This window comes from Marinobacter sp. (assembly GCF_041687235.1).
GTDB lineage: Bacteria > Pseudomonadota > Gammaproteobacteria > Pseudomonadales > Oleiphilaceae > Marinobacter.
Genome location: NZ_JAWLCH010000004.1, coordinates 1 through 18,515, shown reverse-complemented (window position 1 = coordinate 18,515; position 18,515 = coordinate 1). Strand labels below are relative to the sequence as shown.

13 protein-coding genes are annotated in these 18,515 nt (G+C 57.2%); 9 read left to right on the top strand and 4 right to left on the bottom strand.

The features are described from left to right. Window positions 1-168: 168 nt before the first annotated feature. The 6 genes from tig (at window position 169) to ACESMK_RS07230 (ending at window position 8,736) form a co-directional block, all read left to right on the top strand. Window positions 169-1,473, top strand: a complete 1,305-nt coding sequence (gene tig, locus ACESMK_RS07255) for a trigger factor (protein WP_372996742.1) — start codon at window positions 169-171, stop codon at window positions 1,471-1,473. Window positions 1,474-1,646: 173 nt separating this feature from the next. Then, the gene (gene clpP / locus ACESMK_RS07250) at window positions 1,647-2,282 is read left to right on the top strand and encodes an ATP-dependent Clp endopeptidase proteolytic subunit ClpP (protein ID WP_372996740.1); all 636 of its coding nucleotides are present in this window, start codon (window positions 1,647-1,649) and stop codon (window positions 2,280-2,282) included. A gap of 76 nt (window positions 2,283-2,358) precedes the next feature. After that, on the top strand, window positions 2,359-3,642 hold the full coding sequence (gene clpX, locus ACESMK_RS07245; RefSeq protein ID WP_372996738.1) for an ATP-dependent Clp protease ATP-binding subunit ClpX: 1,284 nt from the start codon (window positions 2,359-2,361) through the stop codon (window positions 3,640-3,642). 161 nt (window positions 3,643-3,803) lie between these two features. Continuing rightward, window positions 3,804-6,221, top strand: coding sequence for an endopeptidase La (lon, locus tag ACESMK_RS07240; protein WP_372996736.1), 2,418 nt, complete (start codon window positions 3,804-3,806; stop codon window positions 6,219-6,221). A gap of 238 nt (window positions 6,222-6,459) precedes the next feature. Continuing rightward, window positions 6,460-6,732, top strand: coding sequence for an HU family DNA-binding protein (locus ACESMK_RS07235; RefSeq protein WP_008174603.1), 273 nt, complete (start codon window positions 6,460-6,462; stop codon window positions 6,730-6,732). Window positions 6,733-6,888: 156 nt separating this feature from the next. After that, the gene (locus ACESMK_RS07230) at window positions 6,889-8,736 is read left to right on the top strand and encodes a SurA N-terminal domain-containing protein (RefSeq protein ID WP_372996734.1); all 1,848 of its coding nucleotides are present in this window, start codon (window positions 6,889-6,891) and stop codon (window positions 8,734-8,736) included. 79 nt (window positions 8,737-8,815) lie between these two features. On the opposite strand, the gene ACESMK_RS07225 is transcribed toward ACESMK_RS07230, so the two are convergent. From ACESMK_RS07225 to ACESMK_RS07210, 4 genes are all read right to left on the bottom strand, one after another. Then, window positions 8,816-9,244: a hypothetical protein gene (locus tag ACESMK_RS07225; protein ID WP_372996732.1), complete on the bottom strand. Its 429-nt coding sequence runs from the start codon at window positions 9,242-9,244 to the stop codon at window positions 8,816-8,818. Window positions 9,245-9,315: 71 nt separating this feature from the next. Next, a complete protein-coding gene (gene pulA / locus ACESMK_RS07220; protein WP_372996730.1) occupies window positions 9,316-12,483 on the bottom strand; it encodes a pullulanase-type alpha-1,6-glucosidase in 3,168 nt (1,055 codons plus the stop codon). A gap of 217 nt (window positions 12,484-12,700) precedes the next feature. Further along, window positions 12,701-14,029: a carbohydrate porin gene (locus ACESMK_RS07215; RefSeq protein WP_372996728.1), complete on the bottom strand. Its 1,329-nt coding sequence runs from the start codon at window positions 14,027-14,029 to the stop codon at window positions 12,701-12,703. A gap of 276 nt (window positions 14,030-14,305) precedes the next feature. Beyond that, the gene (locus ACESMK_RS07210) at window positions 14,306-15,178 is read right to left on the bottom strand and encodes a MurR/RpiR family transcriptional regulator (protein ID WP_064228920.1); all 873 of its coding nucleotides are present in this window, start codon (window positions 15,176-15,178) and stop codon (window positions 14,306-14,308) included. A 211-nt stretch (window positions 15,179-15,389) separates the two neighbouring features. Here ACESMK_RS07210 and zwf point away from each other — a divergent pair, with 211 nt between their 5' ends. From zwf to ACESMK_RS07195, 3 genes are read left to right on the top strand one after another with little or no spacing between them, the layout of a single operon-like run. Beyond that, window positions 15,390-16,865, top strand: a complete 1,476-nt coding sequence (gene zwf / locus ACESMK_RS07205; protein ID WP_372996726.1) for a glucose-6-phosphate dehydrogenase — start codon at window positions 15,390-15,392, stop codon at window positions 16,863-16,865. After that, entirely contained in the window at window positions 16,858-17,571 is a 714-nt protein-coding gene (gene pgl / locus ACESMK_RS07200) for a 6-phosphogluconolactonase (RefSeq protein WP_372997202.1), read from the top strand. Before zwf ends, pgl begins: the two co-directional genes overlap by 8 nt. 29 nt (window positions 17,572-17,600) lie before the next feature. Next, complete coding sequence (locus ACESMK_RS07195) at window positions 17,601-18,248, top strand: bifunctional 4-hydroxy-2-oxoglutarate aldolase/2-dehydro-3-deoxy-phosphogluconate aldolase (protein WP_372996724.1); 648 nt, start codon at window positions 17,601-17,603, stop codon at window positions 18,246-18,248. The last annotated feature ends 267 nt before the right edge of the window (window positions 18,249-18,515 follow it).

The following is an 18,515-nucleotide window of genomic DNA, read 5'->3' as shown; positions in this document are numbered from 1 at the left end:
TTGTTTTCACAGGGTGTCAAACTGCGCAGCAGGGTGATTCTCTCGGCGGGGCAAAGCATGATAAACTACCGGCTTTTAATTTTCGGTCCTTTTGCGGGAGTTTCCCCGGAAGCGGACTTTTAGTTTTAATTTCATTCACATACCGAACCTGTAATTTGAGGATCTTCCATGCAAGTGTCTGTTGAAACGACCTCCAACATCGAGCGTCGCATGACGATTGGTGTGCCCGCCCAGGAAATCGACCAGGCGGTCCAGAAACGCCTGCAGGAAACCGCGCGTACCGTGCGCCTGAACGGTTTCCGCCCGGGTAGGGTGCCCATGAGCGTCGTCAAGCGTCGTTTCGGTGACAGCGTCCGCCAGGAAATCGTTGGCGAGGTTATGCGCGACAACTACATCAAGGCACTGCAGGAACAGGATATCAACCCGGCAGGCTGGCCGAAGTTCGAGCCGAAGACCATGGAAGAGGGCAAGGACCTGGAGTTCGTTGCCATCTTTGAAGTGCTGCCTGAAATCGAACTGGGTGATCTGAGCAAGATCTCCGTCGAGAAGCTGACCTCCGAGATCACCGACAAAGATGTCGACAATATGATCGATAACCTGCGTCGTCAGCAGGCCACCATGAAGGAAGTCAAACGCAAGTCCAAGAACAAGGACGTGCTGACTATTGATTTCAAGGGCTTCATCGACGGTGAAGAGTTTGAGGGCGGCGCCGCTGAAGGTCACCGTCTGACTCTGGGTTCCGGTCAGATGATTCCTGGCTTTGAGAAAGCCATTGTTGGTGGTAAGGCCGGTGAAGACATGGAGATCGAGGTCACCTTCCCGGAGGATTACCACAACGAGGACCTGGCGGGTAAGCCGGCCAAGTTCGAGATCAAGATTCACAAGGTTGAAGAGCCGCAGTTGCCGGAACTCGACACCGAATTCTTCAAGAAGTTCGGTATTGATGCCGAAGACGAAGCCACCTTCCGTGATGAAGTGAAAAAGAATATGGAGCGGGAGCTCAAGCAGGCCGTTTCCAACAAGGTCAAGAACGACGTTGTTGATGGTCTTCTGGAAACCACTGAGCTGGATATTCCGGCCGCCCTGGTGGACCAGGAAATTGATCGCCTGCGTCAGGACGCCGTTCAGCGTTTCGGTGGCCAGGTGGATTTCCAGCAGCTGCCCAAGGAAATTTTCCAGGAGCAGGCGGAGCGCCGCGTGAAGACCGGCCTGCTGTTCCAGGAAGTCGTCAAGAAAAATGACCTGAAGGCAGACCCTGCGAAGGTAGACGAAAAGATCCAGGAGATCGCGTCTACGTATGAACAGCCTGAAGAGGTTGTTGCGCACTTCAACAGCAATCCGGAGCAGAAGGCCCAGATCGAGTCCTCAGTTCTGGAAGATGCGGTGGTTGACCACGTGCTGGAACAGGCCAAGGTCAAAGAGAAGAAGGTCAAGTACGAAGAGGCCGTGCAGGCCGGTCAGCCCCAACGCTGATTTGCCCGGGGCCGGAGTAGATTCCGGTCCTGCTGGCCGCACCCCTGAGAACAGCCGGCATGCCCGGCTGTTTTCATCTGGGGCCGCTGCTGGCAAAGTATGGGGTGCAACATCACAGAAACTGCCGTGGCGCGAGTCCACGACCCATTGTCCATAAGGAGTTCAGGCGCATCATGACGCAGAAACCAATTGATGGTCCCGCAATGGTTACCAATTCCGGACTGGTACCGATTGTTATCGAGCAGACAGCTCGCGGCGAGCGGTCGTTCGACATTTATTCCCGTCTGCTCAAAGAGCGGGTGATCTTCATGGTGGGCCCGGTAGAGGACCACATGGCAAACCTGATTGTGGCCCAGCTTCTGTTCCTGGAGTCTGAGAATCCGGACAAGGACATTCACCTCTACATCAACAGCCCGGGCGGCTCGGTAACTGCAGGCATGTCTATCTATGACACCATGCAGTTCATCAAGCCGGACGTCGCGACCCTGTGCGTGGGCCAGGCGGCCAGCATGGGCGCATTCCTGCTGGCTGGCGGTGCTGCCGGCAAACGCGCCTGTCTGCCCAATTCCCGGGTGATGATTCACCAACCACTGGGTGGTTACCAGGGGCAGGCGACGGATATCGAGATTCATACCCGTGAGATCCTGAAAATCCGGCACACCCTGAATTCAATTCTGGCGCATCATACCGGGCAGGATCTGGAGACCATCGCCAAGGATACGGACCGTGACAATTTCATGGATCCGACCCAGGCGAAAGAGTATGGCCTGATTGATTCAATACTTGATAAGCGCGTACCGAATAAATAATACTGGAAGTAATCGCATCATACTTGGCCGGCGTATCAGGCTGTGGCGCCGGCAAAACGAGATCAGAGGTATTTCAATGGCAGATGAAAGAAACGGCAGAGGCGACGATAACGGCAAGTTGCTCTACTGCTCGTTTTGTGGAAAGAGCCAGCATGAAGTCCGAAAGCTCATTGCAGGGCCCTCGGTGTTCATCTGCGACGAGTGCGTAGACCTGTGCAATGACATCATCCGGGAGGAAATCCAGGAGAGTGAGCAGGAAGAGCCGAGTGATCGCCTTCCGACTCCGGCCGAAATTCGTATTACCCTTGATGAATACGTTATTGGCCAGGATCGCGCCAAGGTGGTCTTGTCGGTCGCTGTCTACAACCATTACAAACGCCTTCGTTATGGTGAAGGTAAAGGTGATGTCGAGTTGGGCAAAAGCAATATCCTGCTGATTGGCCCGACCGGTAGCGGCAAAACCCTGCTGGCTGAGACCCTGGCGCGGATGCTGAACGTGCCCTTTACCATTGCTGATGCCACCACGCTGACCGAAGCCGGTTACGTGGGCGAGGATGTTGAAAACATCATTCAGAAGCTGCTGCAGAAATGCGACTACGATGTCGATAAGGCCCAACGGGGCATCGTCTATATCGATGAGATCGACAAGATTTCTCGCAAGTCTGACAACCCTTCGATCACCCGCGACGTTTCGGGCGAGGGTGTTCAGCAGGCGCTGCTGAAGCTGATAGAAGGTACCGTTGCCTCGGTTCCGCCCCAGGGTGGCCGCAAGCATCCACAGCAGGAGTTTCTGCAGGTGGATACCGGGAACATGCTGTTCATCTGCGGTGGCGCGTTTGCCGGGCTCGACAAGGTGATTCGTGAGCGTACCGAGAAAAACAGTATTGGTTTTTCTGCCTCTGTGGCCAGTCAGGACGATGCCAAGAACACCGGCGATGTCATCAAGGACGTGGAGACCGAAGATCTGGTTAAATACGGTCTGATTCCTGAGTTCGTTGGCCGTTTGCCGGTGGTGGCAACACTGAACGAACTGGATGAGGAAGCGCTGGTGCAGATTCTGACCGAGCCCAAGAACTCCCTCACCAAGCAGTATCAGAAGCTGTTTGATATGGAAGGGGTTGAGCTTGATTTCCGTGAAGATGCGTTGCGGGCCGTTGCCCGGAAGGCCATGGAGCGCAAGACCGGCGCCCGGGGTTTGCGCTCTATCATGGAAGCCACGCTGCTGGACACCATGTACCAGATTCCCTCTGAGCATGACGTCACCAAGGTTGTGATCGATGAGAGCGTAATCAGCGGGGATTCCGAGCCCTTCAAGATCTATGCGAGCAGTGATCACGCCAAGGCTGTGCCCGAGGATTGAGCGTGGCTCAGCGGTTGAATTGAAAAGGGGCGGCGACGCCCCTTTTCGCGTTTTGTATCCCGATATTCCTGCCCTGTTTCGTTTGGTAAAAATATTGCAATTTTTGCGGGCGCCCCAATGAAGGGTGATATGCTGAAGAAAATACCGTCAGAGGATTCCCAATGACCCGTATACCCGAGAATGCCGTGCAAGAGTACCCGCTGCTTCCGCTGCGTGACGTAGTGGTGTTCCCGCACATGGTGGTCCCGTTGTTCGTGGGCCGAGAAAAATCCATTCAGGCTCTGGAAGCCGCAATGGAAGGAAGCAAGGAAATCCTCCTGGTTGCCCAGAAAGACGCTTCCACCGATGAGCCCGGTCCCAAGGATGTGTTCGAGATGGGCACCCTGGCGACGGTGCTGCAGATGCTCCGTCTGCCCGACGGCACCGTCAAGGTCCTCGTGGAAGGCAACGCCCGTGCCACGATCAGCGATATCACCGAGGGCGAATATCTGTCAGGTGGTGCGGTCCTTATGGATGAGGAAGGCCTGCCCGAGCGTGAGCAGGATGTGCTCGTGAAGACGCTCATGGACGAGTTCGAGAAGTACGTAAAGCTGTCCAAGAAGGTACCCTCCGAAGTCTCCAATGCCCTGACTGGCATTGAGGAGCTGGAGCGCCTCGCCGACACCATGGCCGCTCACCTGGAAATGCGTATTCCCGAAAAGCAGGAGCTCCTTGAGGCGCTGGATATCCGCAAGCGCGTGGACCTGCTGCTGGGCAAGCTCGATGGCGAGATCGACCTGATTGAGGTCGAGAAGCGCATTCGTGGTCGCGTGAAGAAGCAGATGGAGCGTAGCCAGCGCGAGTATTACCTGAACGAACAGATGAAGGCTATCCAGAAGGAAATGGGTAACCTGGGCGAAGGCAACAACGACTTCGAGGAGCTTGAACAGAAGCTGGAGGAAGCCGGACTGCCTGAAGAAGCCCGCAAGAAGACCGAAACGGAACTGAACAAGCTCAAGATGATGTCGCCGATGTCTGCCGAGGCGACCGTTGTGCGTGGCTACATCGACTGGATGCTGGCCGTGCCATGGAAAAAGCGCAGCCGGGTGCGCCATGACATCGAGAAAGCCCGTGAAATCCTCGACAGGGACCACTACGGCCTGGATGAGGTGAAGAAGCGCATTCTGGAGTATCTGGCTGTCCAGAGTCGTGTGAAGAAGGTGAAAGGCCCTGTACTGTGTCTGGTTGGTCCTCCCGGTGTTGGCAAGACGTCGCTGGGGCAGTCCATTGCCCGTGCCACCAACCGGAAGTACACCCGCATGGCTCTCGGCGGCGTGCGTGATGAAGCCGAGATTCGTGGCCACCGCAAAACCTACATCGGTGCGCTGCCGGGTAAGCTTCTGCAGAAGCTGTCCAAGGTAGGCGTGAAAAACCCTCTGTTCCTGTTCGATGAAATCGACAAGATGGGCATGGATCACCGCGGTGACCCCGCCTCAGCCCTGCTTGAGGTTCTGGATCCGGAGCAGAATCACACGTTCAACGATCACTATCTGGAAGTGGATTACGATCTATCCGATGTGATGTTCGTGTGCACCTCCAACTCCATGGACATTCCGCCGGCCCTGCTGGATCGGATGGAAATCATCCGGATCCCAGGTTATACCGAGGACGAGAAGGTCAACATTGCCCTGCGGTATCTGTTGCCCAAGCAGATCAAGGCAAACGGTTTGCGCAAGGATGAATTGAAGCTGCCAGAGGACACCCTCCGGGACCTGATCCGCTACTACACCCGTGAAGCCGGTGTGCGTGGTCTGGAGCGCGAGATCGCAAAGATCTGCCGTAAGGTGGTACGCGACCACGTAGAGAGTGGCGAGAAGGCGTCTGTGACTCTCACGAAGGAAATGCTTGAGGACTACTCGGGAGTCAAGAAGTTCAAGTACGGCCTGGCCGAGGAAAAGAACGAGATTGGTCAAGTGACCGGTCTGGCGTGGACCCAGGTTGGCGGCGAGTTGCTGCATATTGAATGCGCGCTCACACCAGGCAAGGGCCGCGTGGTCAAGACCGGCTCTCTGGGCGACGTTATGCAGGAGTCCATTCAGACGGCCTTGACCGTGGTACGCAGCCGCGCACCCGGTCTGGGTATTGCGGATGATTTCCACGAGAAACACGATCTGCACGTCCATGTACCGGAGGGTGCAACACCGAAAGACGGTCCGAGTGCCGGTATCGGCATGTGCACGGCGCTGGTTTCTTCACTGACCAAGATTCCCGTCCGTGCCGACGTTGCCATGACTGGTGAGATTACTCTGCGCGGGCGTGTGCTGGCCATCGGCGGCTTGAAAGAAAAGCTTCTGGCAGCGCATCGCGGTGGCATCAAGACGGTGGTTATCCCGGATGAGAATGTCAGGGATCTCAAGGAGATACCGGACAACATCAAGGAATCGCTGGAGATTCGCCCGGTGAAATGGATTGACGAAGTGCTGGATATTGCGCTGGCTTATCCGCCCGAGCCTCGGACCGAGGATTCTTCCCCGGAAACCGGATCCGGCAAGCCGCGTGATGAGGAAGGTGACACGTCAGAACGCATAAATACACATTAAAGCCTTGATGAGTTGTTGACATGCCTGAGAGCCCGTTGGTATAACTGTTTCGCCGTGAAGCAGCCAATACCAAGGGCTCCCGCGCAGTAAGTGCCTATTCCGAATGCCGGTATAAAGCCGAAAGGAATAAGAAAACTGAAGAATGGAATTCTCCGACCGCTTATGCGATAGTCGAGAACGTCCGAGAAAAAACAAACCAACCTATAACATCTTCAACCTGAAATCGAAGGGGTTTAGTGTGAACAAGTCCGAACTTATCGATGCAATTGCAGAGTCCGCAGATATCTCCAAAGCCGCCGCTGGCCGTGCTCTGGACGCAATGACCAACTCCATCACCGGTGCCCTTAAAAAAGGCGATCAGGTAACTCTGATCGGTTTTGGTACCTTCTCAGTTAAAGAGCGTGCTGCTCGTACCGGTCGTAACCCGCAGACTGGTGCCGAGATCAAGATTCCGGCCTCCAAAGTGCCTGGGTTCAAAGCAGGCAAGGCCCTGAAAGACGCCGTTAAGTAACGGTTCTTTCTCCGGTGGCTCCTGTCACAGGGAGCCACCCACGAAGAATTCAAGGCGCATTCCGAACCGGGTGCGCCTTTTTACGTTAAGTCCGCCTGTACCAGCGCGCTGAAACGAATAACACTGCACGACCTTGAACAGGGATCCGGGAGAAACATGCTTCAAGATATTCGGAACAATGCCCAGGGCACGATTGCCAAGATCATCATTGGTCTTTTGATTGTGTCGCTATCCATCTGGGGAATGGACGCCATTGTTGGCGGATTCTCCGGCGAGCCTGAAGTGGCAACGGTCAATGGCGAGGATATTACTGAGCGGGAGTTTCTCCGCGTGGTTCAGATGGAGAGCCAGCGCCGGCTGTCCAGGATGGACAACCCGGATCCCTCCATGCTCGACGAAGATCAGATCCGGAAAGAGGTTCTCGATTCCCTGATCCAGGAAGAAGTTCTGATTCAGGACGCCAATGCCCAGGGCCTGGAGCTTAATGATGCCGATATCGATTCATTGATTACCCAGATGCCGCAGTTCCAGGTCGATGGTCAGTTCAATCGGGACCGTTTCGTCTCCACCGTGCGCAACATGGGTATGGGCGTTGGCGAATTCCGCGAAACCATGCGTAAGCAGTATGTGGTCAATCAGATACGCGCCGGTATTATCGAGAGCGGTCTGGTGGCCGATGAAAACGCCACCCAGCTTCTGCAGATCCAGAACCAGACCCGAAGCTTCCGGGTACTGGACATCCCCGCCAGCTCAGTAGCGGATGCCGTTACCGTAACGGACGCCGATGTCGAGGCATTCTACGAGGAGAACTCAGACGCGTTCCAGCAGTCAGAACGTGTCGATGCCGCCTACATCACGCTGTCGCTTGGAGCCCTCGCCGAGAGCATTGAAGTGGACGATGCGGAGCTGCAGGACTATTACGAACGCCGGGCGGCAGATCTGGCCAGCGAAGAGCGTCGCGCGTCTCACATCCTGATCGAAGAGGGTAGTGACGCAGACGAGACCATGGAGACAATCCAGGAGCGTTTGTCAGCTGGTGAGTCGTTCGCCGATCTGGCCCGGGAGTATTCCATCGATACCGTTTCCGCCGAGGAAGGTGGCGATCTGGGTTATGCCGGTCGTGGTATTTACGCTGAGGCCTTCGAAGAGGCATTGTTTGGTCTGGAGGAAGGCGACATCTCCGAGCCGGTTCGTACGTCGTTCGGGGTTCATCTGATTCGCCTGGACGATGTGCGGGAATCGGACGTTCCGTCTCTGGCCGAAATGGAAGGGCAGCTCCGTCGCGAGCTTGCGCGTGAACAGGCCAGGGAGCGCTTTGCGGAAGTTCGTGCCGAGCTCGCCGACTCTGCCTATGCAGCCGATGATCTGGCCGGACCGGCGGAAGAGCTGGGGCTTGAGGTGCGCGAGGCCACCGACATTACCCGCGATGGTGGCCAGGCCCCGTTTGATCATGCCGGTCTGGTTCGGCAGCTGTTTTCAGAAGATGTCCTGGAGGCCGGCTATAACACCGAGCTGATCGACGTTGGAGACAGCGTATCGGTTGTCGCCAGGGTCCGTGAGTATCATCAGGCTGAACAGCTGCCTCTGGATGAAGTCCGTGATGACATCCGTGCCACGTTGGAGCAGCGCAGGATCCGGGAAGCACTTGCTGAAAGGGCGGATACCATTATCGCCGGGCTTGAGGCTGGCGAGGCCCCGGAAGGTGTCGGTGAGTGGCAAAGTTATGAGGGACTTGCCCGGAATGCCTCCGAGGCGGGGCCTGCCATTCTCCAGCAGGTGTTCTCCCTGGCGCGTCCGGGCGAGGGCGAAACGCGCTTTGGTAAAGCGGTTACAGCAGACTCTGCCTCTGTGATCGCACTCGATGAGGTTGCCGACGGCGAAGTTGCCGAAGAGAGTACTGAACTGAACCAGCTTCGTGAGTTCCTGGCTTCGCTCGAGGGCCAGCGGGAGTATGCCGCTTACCAGCAGTTCCTGAGGAACCGGGCGGAAGTCGAGCGCCCGTAAGCTTCACGAAAAAAAGAGGGCGCCCTCTGGCGCCCCGTACCAGCTTAAAAGCCCGGTGCCTTGTGCCCGGGCTTTTCTGTTAGTCAGCCTTTTTGATATAGACCTGTGGCACTTCCCCGGATGTGTCAAAGTAAAAGCCGTACACCGCCGTTTCAGGTGGTGTGAAACGGAAGTTTTCGAACACTGCCGAACAGTTGGCGTTTACCGGTTTTTCCAGTTCTACCTCCTTGTCTTCTTTCTCTGAAAGATAACCACAATTGGTGCCGCTGCTCCAGTTGGCATCGCCAAACTTGAATTCATAGGGCTGACCATCTGCCTTCAGTTCCACCTCGGTGCGGTATAGTCCGCTGTCGATTTTTTTCACTTTGTATTCCGGCAGCGCGTCCCACCAGGCAAACTGGCCCCTGAGATAAAGTGAGTCGCTGTAGTCCCGCTCGCCACCGGTCGAGGCGCAGCCCGTGACGGCCAGAGCGGAGACCAGTGCGAGGGTGCTGAGTTTCATGTTCATGGTGTTCTCCTTCTTTTTGTAGAAGCCACCGGAAGGCCCGGTGGCTGAGTGGTTGTCTATGGTTTCGCCCATCAGCGGGCAAAGACGGCAACGGACAGGGCGGGTACGGAGAAATCGCCGCCTGCTGCGCTGGCATTGCCGGTTGGCGGCGTGTCCGCTTTAACGGCAAAGGTGCCCGTCAGCGTCGTGCTGAGGGTTTGCGGGGTGTTGCTAGCGTTGATAACGACAACAAGCTCGTCATTGGCTGCGTCCAGATCTGCCAGCCCGGCACTTTGATCATCCAGCAGGCTGAAGGCGATCATCCCGGGAATCTGTCCGGAGCCGGTATTCAGGAAGCGAAGGCGGTTCTGGATATCTTCGGCCGTCTGCAGTCGGAACAGCGGGCTGTCCCTGCGCACTGACAGAAGCTTCCGGATCTGTTCACTGGTGTAGGCAATCGCCCCGGGTGTCGGCTCGGCATTCGCGCCTGCGGATTGAATGACTTCGGTGATCAGATCCCAGTTCGAGCCATCCTTGTCCTGTCTGGGCAGCCCCCGGTTCCAGGCAGAGCCCTGGTAGCTGAAGTCCACTTCGTTGTACCAGTCGCCGGAGTCATAGCTGTCCCGTTCCATGGACTTCGAACGCAGCAGTTCCGAGCCCATATGCAGGAAGGGAATTCCCTGGCTGAGGATCGGTACGGCCAGGCTGACTACCTGCATTTGCGCCCGCTCCTGCGTGGTTGCGGCGAAATCAGCCTTGTACTGGTTGTTGTCCCACAGGGTCTGGTTGTCGTGTTTCGACACATAGTTGATGATTTCCTGGGGATCGTCGGTGTAGCCGGCACTCTGCCCGTTGTAGTCGATTTCGGCGCCGCTGAGGATCTCGTCATTGGCAGCTTCAAAGGTGTAATCCTTCAGACTGCCGGCAATGCCGATACGCACCCAGTCACTGACCTGCAGCAGTCGATTCTTTTCATCTTCGCTGCCGCTGTTGCGATCATTCGGGAAGGTGAAAAGACCGTTACCGAAACCCTGGTTGGCGCGGATGGCGTCACCGCCGTCAAAGGGCCCTCCGCCCCGGACAGCATCCCGGAGTCGGTCGTTGAAAGAGCCAATGCCGGTGCCTGCCATATTGGCCTGGATGGCATTGCGCCCCCGGGCATTATTGGCCACTTCTCCAAAGTTCCAGGCTTCACCATAGAAGTAGGTGTCCGGATCAACTGTCTGTACGGCCGCCAATGCTTTTTCCATATTGCTCAGCATATGGTGGCCCATGAGGTCGAAGCGGAAACCGGAGATCTTGTACTGCTCGGCCCAGGTCACCAGTGAGTCCACCATGAGCTTTTCCATCATGGCGTGTTCGCTGGCGGTATTCTCGCAGCAGGTGGATTGCTCAACCGCTCCGGTCTCCGGATTCCGGCGGTGGTAATAACCCGGGACCAGCTTGTCCAGGACGGAATTCTCGGCAATCCCGGATGAGTTGGTGTGGTTGTAGACCACATCCATGACTACGTTCAGGCCAAGTGCTGTCGCCGCCTGCACCATTTCCCGAAACTCCAGAATACGCTGGGTGCCGTCTGTATCGGAGGCATAGCTGCCCTCCGGAACGGTGAAGTGGACCGGGTCGTACCCCCAGTTGAAGCTGTCCAGGTCCCGGAAGGTGTTGTACAGAGCCTGGGCGTCGCCGGTCAGCGGATCAAATTCACCCAGCACCTGACGAATGGTTTTGCCACTGGCGCAGTGGGCCTGATAGGCACTGGCAGCCTCGTCGGACAGATCGCAAAGACGACCGAAGTCATCATTGATGTCGACCACCTCGGCGGGGTCCTCGTTGACGGTGGCAATGTCGAACGCGGGCAGCAAGTGCAGGTGAGTGACACCGGCATCGGCCAGGGATTTCAGGTGTGCGACACTGTTGACGCTACCGTCTGCCGGCGCGGTGAATGCACGGTATTTGCCCCTCAGTGCCGGAGCCAGGGTTTCATCGGTGGCGCTGAAATCACGAATGTGGGTCTCATAGACAACCACGTCCTCCGGAGCCAGCATGGCCGGCGTTGACAAAGAATCCCAGCCTGCCGGCTTGTGGTTGCTCTCAAGATCCACAACCTGTGCATACTGGCCATTGGTTGAGAGGCTAAGCGCATAGGGATCGGAAACCATGGTGGTTTCGATGGCCCCCGTTCTCGGATGGTAGACAGTCACTTCATATTGGTAGAACTGCTGATCCAGTTCCGCAAAGCTTCCGCTATGGGTCCAGACACCATCGGTTTCTGTCATGCTGACCGGATAGCCCGGGAGCAGGTTGCCCGAATCGTCGAAAGCGTGGAGGCGCAGAGACTGTGCTGTTGGTGCCCAGACCGCGAAGTCCACGTCTGTTCCGTTGATCACAGCGCCCAGCTTTCCATCGTAGCTGAGCAGGTCGTCCAGAACGCCGGGAATCTGCACTCCGGTCGCCATGACCAGATCGTCATTGCTGTTGAAGCCGGCCGCGACCAGCTGTCCTTTCAGCGCCGCTTTGATATCAGCGGTGTCTGCCCGGACCTCGAAGGCCGGCCAGGCACTCAGGTGCGGGAATTTTTCCGCAAGGGCAGGAGCAAGGGAAGTCGCTGAGAGTGCCAGGGGCTGTCCCCCGTCGAGCGTTTCGCTTTCGGTAACATTAATCTGCGCATTCTGGTCGTGCCGTAGTTCAACCCGGGCCAGGCTACCTGCGTCCTTGATCACAACCGTGGTTTCATCAAGCCAGTGAGCCTTCGCTCCGGCGATGGTGACGGCCTCTGCCTCAATCGGATTTTGTGACAATTCCTGGCTTCCGCTGAGGGTAAAGATGCGGTCGCCAAGGGCGCCGAAATGCCAGCGGTGGTCAAGGCCGCCCAGATCTTTTTCGTCGCCCTTGTGCAGGATGAAGTTCATGCACTCTCCGGCTTCACGCATCGGGATCAGGTACCAGGCTCCGTAAGTGTCGCTAACACCATCGGGCAACCGGGGACTGCTCCATTCTGTTGGAACCCCCTCTGCAAGGCCGTCGCAGCCATCTGCGGGGTTGTTCCAGAGGTGCAGACCCCAGCCGCTGTAATTTTCATCAGGTCGTTTGTAATAGAGCAGTGCTTCGTTCTCACCCGGCTCCAGCAGTGTGTCGGTCTGGCCGCCGCCACCACCGGTGCCGTCGTCCGGCGCAGGGCTGTCGCTTCCGGAATTGCAGCCGGCCAGCGCCAGCGAAAACGCCAGTGCCAGGCTGCCTGCAACCAGTTTTTGCTCAGGCATGGGAAATCCCCTTTTCCATTGTTTTTGTTTGGCTTTGAACCCTTCTGGGTCAGTTTCATAGTTGCGTGATAAAGCCGGAAGAACATCCTTCGGCGGGCAATTTTTCGGGGCGTAGATGGAATGGTGCTGGGGTAGTAGAAGCGGTTCAGCAGGCAAAAAAAGGGGCCAGCAAAAGCCGGCCCAGAGGAGGTCCAACGAGAGTGTGGGTTTTAGAGCCTTACCACCAGGCTTCGATCTGGGCGCCGATCTGGATATCTCCATCGACACCTTCGCCACCGCGCGCTCCTTCAGCTTCATCACCAAAGAAAGTTGCGGCGTAGGCACGGATAACCGGGCGCGCCCAGTATCCGGGGCCTGCTTGCCACTGCTGGGCGATCGCGAATTTACCGAGGTCCTGGGATTCGGTGAACCAGGGACGGTCGGTGTCGCTGTAGCCCACTTCGATTGCGGTGCTCATGACTGGCGACCAGTTGTAGATCGGGCGGGCAACAATGCTCAGGCGTTCGCCGTCTTTGGCGGACGGGTCATGAGACTCGGCCTGCTCGTAGACAACGGAGTGGCCGAGATCCCAACCTTTGCCAAGCTTGATCACACCGTGGTTGAGCACGCGCCAGCTCGATTCGAAATAGCCGGCTACGTTGCCATTGTCCACCCGGCCACCGCTGGCATTCTCCGCCAGGGCAAAGCCCATGGAATCGGCACCGTACTGAACCGCAAACTTGTTGAAACCGCCCATGACGCCGGAAGAGAATTCAGCAGTGAAGAAATAGCCATTCTCATCATTAACACCAGCGTCCTCCTGGGCGTCGGTCAGGTCGGCCATGGCATAGATACCGATCAGCTCCAGGTTATTACCGCCCGCCAGGGGGAAGGAGTAGCGAACGTCGACCTTGTTGTTCTGAACAAAGTTGTCACCGTCGCTGGTATCGGAATTGGTATAGGCCAGAGAGAGTTGGCCCGGACCGGCGGTGATGTTCTCAATACCGGCGCCGTAGCCGGCATTGCTGACATAGAACAGATCCAGCTGATGGATATCTTTCCGCTTATAGAATCGCTTGCCGGCCCAGAGGGTGGAACCGGGCAGTGATTCGATAACGTTATTGGCGGAAACATAGAGCTGGCGAAGGGCGATATCGCCACCCCCGTAGGGATCAGAACTGTTCGACGTCGTTTCCTGATTGCCGAAGTCTACACTGTTGATGTTGTTGAAACCGTTCAGGGCCTGATAGTCGTTACCCTGACGGTTGGCGCTGTAAGCCAGCATGGAATCAAACCGGAAGGTTTTGCCGTCCTGACTGAACAGTTCGTCGCCAAGAGATAGCTCAGAATAGGTGTCGCACTCATCGGCCAGCCGACCAACGTAGTGGCCAGTGGAGCCGCTGCCAAAACAGGTTTGTTCGCCACCGCTGCCGATGTTGGTGGACACGCCTGCCCGGGCATAGCCGTGGAAGTCAACGGCAACGGCCGGCGTTGCCAGCACTGCAGCGGTGATTGCTGCAGCCAGGGGAAGCTTGTTTGCAGTAAAGCGCTTTTTGTTTTGCATCATCTGTGTCCTGTGCTTTTTGTCATTTTTTGAATGTCAGGGAAGCGGAATCTCCGGTTTGCGAACTCAGGTCGGCAATGGCCGGATCAGGCTTCCGGTTCCCGCGATTGCAGCTTCTGCCAATCAGACATTGGGAAACCGGATTTCATAGTGTTGTAACGTAGGGGTTAGTACATCATCCGCCCCGAAGAATTTGGGGGGTGAGTTTTCAGGGGGAGGAGGGGCGTAGGAGGATGAGCCCCTCTGTTATTCGTTTTGCTATTTTTCCTGAAGTGGTTCTCAGTTCGGCGGGAAGCGGGTGGGCTTGAGGCTTTCCTTGATCTTTTTGAGATGGCCGAGGAAGTCCGCGCCGCGTTTCAGGGTTACGCCGGTTGCCAGAATGTCGATAACGCTCAGGTGAATGATGCGTGAGGACATTGGCATATACACCTCGGTGTCCTCCGGCGCTGTGACGCCAAGCACCACCGTGCAGCTTTCTGCCAGCGGGGAGTCGGGATTGGTGATGCCAATGACGGTAGCACCGTTGGCGCGCGCCAGTTGCGCGATATCCACGGTTTCCCGGGTGCGGCCGGTATAGGAGATGAGCACGATGACATCACCCACGTTGGCACCGGCTGCAACCATACGCTGCATCAAGGCATCGTCGTAGGACATGACCGGTATATTGAAGCGGAAAAACTTGTGCTGGGCATCCATAGCCACAGCAGCAGAGCCTCCCATACCAAAGAAATTGATCTGCTTGGCCTGGATCAGGTAATCGATGGCCGTGGCCAGGGCTTTCGGATCCAGCGCTTGCCGTGCCTTGTCCAGGCTGGCAATGGTGCTGAGCATGATCTTGTCGGCAAATTCGGCGACGGTGTCGTCCGGCTCCACGTTCTGGCCGATATAGGGGGTGCCGGTGGCAATGCTCTGGGCCAGTCGGATCTTGAAATCCGGGAAGCCTGTGGCCGAAAAGCCCCTGCAGAAACGGTTAACCGTCGGCTCGCTGACGTCAGCGGCTCTGGCCAGGGCAGCTATGCTGTAACGAGTGGCCGCGCTTGGATCACGGAGAATGGCTTCGGCCACTTTCCGCTCGGATTTGTTAAGGGTCTCCAGCCTGGACTGGATGTCCTCAAGCAGATTGTCGTCACGGTGCGCCTGGTTCGCGGCCATCAATGGTACTCCCTGAATCATGGGCGGTCGTTGTCTTGAAAACGCGGTGATTATACCGCTTTTTTACCGGTTTTGGGGTAGTAAAAGTATCACGAAATGCAGTTTTTTCTTGGAAAATCGATTTTTGGATGTCATTATTTGTTTAAAATTACTACATTGAGTCCTGTCGTGGAGTTTTTGCGACGGACTGCCCACCAGAGAGAAGGAACCAATGGTCAACCAGATCAATACCCGTTGTGACCTGATGCTATTCGGAGCGTTGGGTGACCTTGCCCAGCGAAAACTGTTTCCGGCCCTGTACCAGCTGGAGCGCGCCAACCTCCTGGCCGACGGTAGCCGGGTGCTGGCCATTGCTCGTACAGAGGCCGATACCGAGACCGTGCGCCAGCAGTTGTTTGACAAGCTGAAGCAGCATGTAAAGCCGGAAGAGTTCGATGCCGAACTGGCCAAGTCCTTTCTTCAGCGGGTTGATTACCAGATTCTGGATTTTAATGAACCCGACGCATTCGATGTGCTCAACGAGTGGCGTGATGACGCCAATAACCAGCTTATTGTCTATATGGCAACTCCGCCAGCCATGTATGGCGTCATCGCCCGCAATCTTCGGGCCGCCAGTTGCTGTACCGAGAAGACGCGGGTGGTGGTAGAGAAACCGATCGGTCACGACCTGGAGTCGTCGAAGGTGATCAACGATGAGCTTGGTGAGGTCTACAACGAGAACCAGCTGTTCCGGATTGATCACTACCTGGGCAAGGAAACCGTCCAGAACCTGATCGCGCTGCGATTCGCCAACAATCTGTTTGCCTCCCAGTGGGACCAGAATCACATCTCCCATGTCGAGATTACGGTGGCGGAGAGTGTCGGCATCGAAGGGCGCTGGGGTTACTTCGACAAGGCTGGCCAGATCCGCGATATGATCCAGAACCACTTGTTGCAGCTGCTGTGCCTGATTGCCATGGATCCGCCTTCGGATTTGTCCGCGGACAGCATTCGCGATGAAAAGGTAAAAGTACTCAAGGCGCTGAAGCAGATAACGCCGGATATGATGGACAGCTACGTTGTGCGTGGCCAGTACACCGCCGGCACCAGCAACGGCAAACCGGTGCCCGGTTACCTCGAAGAAGAGGGGGCGAACAAGGGCAGTGCCACCGAAACCTTTGTTGCACTGAAGGCCGAGATCGACAACTGGCGCTGGTCCGGTGTTCCGTTTTACATCCGCACCGGCAAGCGCCTGCCCGAAAAGCTGTCGCAGATTATCATTCACTTCAAGCCGGCGCCGCACTACATCTTTGATCCGGACCAGAAGCACCTGGCTAACAACAAGCTGATTATCCGCCTTCAGCCGGATGAAGGTATGGCCCTCAAGATCCTCACCAAGGACCAGGGTCTGGACAAGGGCATGCGCCTTCGCCAGGGCCCGCTGGAGCTGACGTTTTCGGAGACGTTTGCCACTGATCGTATTCCCGACGCTTACGAGCGCCTGCTGTGGGAGGTGATGAAGGGCAACCAGTACCTGTTTGTCCGCCGCGACGAGGTGGAATACGCCTGGCGCTGGGTAGACCAGGTTATCCGGAACTGGAAAGACAGTGGTGAGCCGCCCAAGCGGTATGCCGCTGGAACCTGGGGGCCGGTTGCCTCCATTGCCATGATTACCCGGGACGGAAGGAGCTGGTATGAAGATGTCTGATCTTCGCTTGCCCGAGGGAGTTAACGACCGTTCAGGTGAAACGCCGGAGGAAGTGGCCCTGAATCTTGCGGATGCGGTCGCCGGGTTCCTGAATGCCCGCCTTAGAGAGGCGCCCAGGGCGAGCCTGGTGGTATCCGGCGGCTCCACGCCGCTGCCATTTTTCAAGGCGCTTTCCGGCAAGGATCTGGAATGGGGCAGGGTAGATGTGCTGCTGGCGGATGAACGTTGGGTGGATGAAACCGACGACGCCAGCAATACCCGCCTGGTTCGCGAGCATCTGCTGCAGAACAAAGCTGCCTCGGCCCGATTCCTGTCCCTCAAACAGCCCGGCGCCACGCCTGCCGAGGGCCTGGAGCGGGTGAAGGCCGAGCTGGCGGATCTGGCCCTGCCTATCGACGTGCTGATTCTGGGCATGGGTAACGACGGCCACACGGCGTCGCTGTTCCCGGACGCACTGGAGCTGGAGGGCGCCATGGATCCTGAGTGTCAGGAAATCGTTGCCGCCGCCACGCCCGCGTCGCAACCCCAGAAACGCATCACCCTGACCTGGCCACCCCTGAGAGATGCCCGCTTCACCGCCTTGCATCTGAAGGGCGAGGACAAGCTGCAGACGCTCGAGCGGGCCATGTCCGAACCGGAAAAGGTGCTCGAGATGCCCATCAGAGCGTTCCTGAAGCCTGGCCTCCAGGTGTTCTGGAGCCCCTGAAACGCCCGACCTTTGTTTTGGAGAAGATCATGAACCAACTATCCGACTACCATCGCGAGCGCGTCAGGGCCGTACTGCAATCCTCACCCCTGGTGCCTGTCATCGCTATTCAAGATCTCGAAGACGCCGTGCCACTTTGCCAGGCGCTGGTTGATGGCGGTATCACCGTCCTGGAAATCACCCTGCGCACCGAGCATGGCCTCAAAGCCATCGAACAAGTCCGCAAAGCCATCCCGGATGCCTGGGTGGGTGCGGGCACTGTCACCAGCATTGCCCAGTACCGTCAGGTGGAAGCCGCGGGCGCCCAGTTTGTTATCACCCCGGGCGTGACCGAAGCCATCCTGGAATTCGGCGTGACCTCCGAAGCCCCGCTATTGCCGGGCATTGCCACCATCTCTGAACTGATGGTCGGCTACAATCTCGGCTACCGCGAATTCAAATTCTTCCCCGCCGAAGTCGCCGGCGGCATCGAGGCCCTAAAAGCCTTCAACGGGCCGTTCCCGGACGTCACCTTCTGCCCCACAGGGGGCATCCGCCGCAACACCGCGGCAGATTACCTGGCCCTGGGCAACGTCCAGGCCGTTGGTGGCACCTGGTTGACCCCTGCGGATGTGGTGGCGGCCAAAGACTGGGCTCAGATTACGGAGATTGCGCGTGGGAGTTTGGCGGACCTCTGACTTCGGTTCTGTTCTCGCAGCCTGAGGGTTTTGGAGTTTGCGCGCTTCGGGGCAGGGCTTCCGGGAAACGCTACGAGCACCCCTTCGGGGTCCAGCCAGCAATCACAGATTGCTGTCGTTCGTCTGTCGCATGAAGCTTCGCTTCATAAACGCTCCGCCTCACCCATTTGCGCTTGGCGCTGGCCATCCATGGCCAGCGACATTCCCGGAAGCCCTGCCCCAAAGCGCTAGTTAAACCTTCCGATAACGCCGGTAGTCACCATGATT

Coding starts and splice junctions, on each gene's coding strand:
- pulA (WP_372996730.1), bottom strand. CDS start 12,483: ATGCCTGAGCAAAAACTGGTTGCAGGCAGCCTGGCACTGGCGTTTTCG.
- pgl (WP_372997202.1), top strand. CDS start 16,858: ATGTCTGATCTTCGCTTGCCCGAGGGAGTTAACGACCGTTCAGGTGAA.
- zwf (WP_372996726.1), top strand. CDS start 15,390: ATGGTCAACCAGATCAATACCCGTTGTGACCTGATGCTATTCGGAGCG.
- clpP (WP_372996740.1), top strand. CDS start 1,647: ATGACGCAGAAACCAATTGATGGTCCCGCAATGGTTACCAATTCCGGA.
- ACESMK_RS07195 (WP_372996724.1), top strand. CDS start 17,601: ATGAACCAACTATCCGACTACCATCGCGAGCGCGTCAGGGCCGTACTG.
- ACESMK_RS07210 (WP_064228920.1), bottom strand. CDS start 15,178: ATGGCCGCGAACCAGGCGCACCGTGACGACAATCTGCTTGAGGACATC.
- tig (WP_372996742.1), top strand. CDS start 169: ATGCAAGTGTCTGTTGAAACGACCTCCAACATCGAGCGTCGCATGACG.
- ACESMK_RS07225 (WP_372996732.1), bottom strand. CDS start 9,244: ATGAACATGAAACTCAGCACCCTCGCACTGGTCTCCGCTCTGGCCGTC.
- ACESMK_RS07230 (WP_372996734.1), top strand. CDS start 6,889: ATGCTTCAAGATATTCGGAACAATGCCCAGGGCACGATTGCCAAGATC.
- clpX (WP_372996738.1), top strand. CDS start 2,359: ATGGCAGATGAAAGAAACGGCAGAGGCGACGATAACGGCAAGTTGCTC.
- lon (WP_372996736.1), top strand. CDS start 3,804: ATGACCCGTATACCCGAGAATGCCGTGCAAGAGTACCCGCTGCTTCCG.
- ACESMK_RS07215 (WP_372996728.1), bottom strand. CDS start 14,029: ATGATGCAAAACAAAAAGCGCTTTACTGCAAACAAGCTTCCCCTGGCT.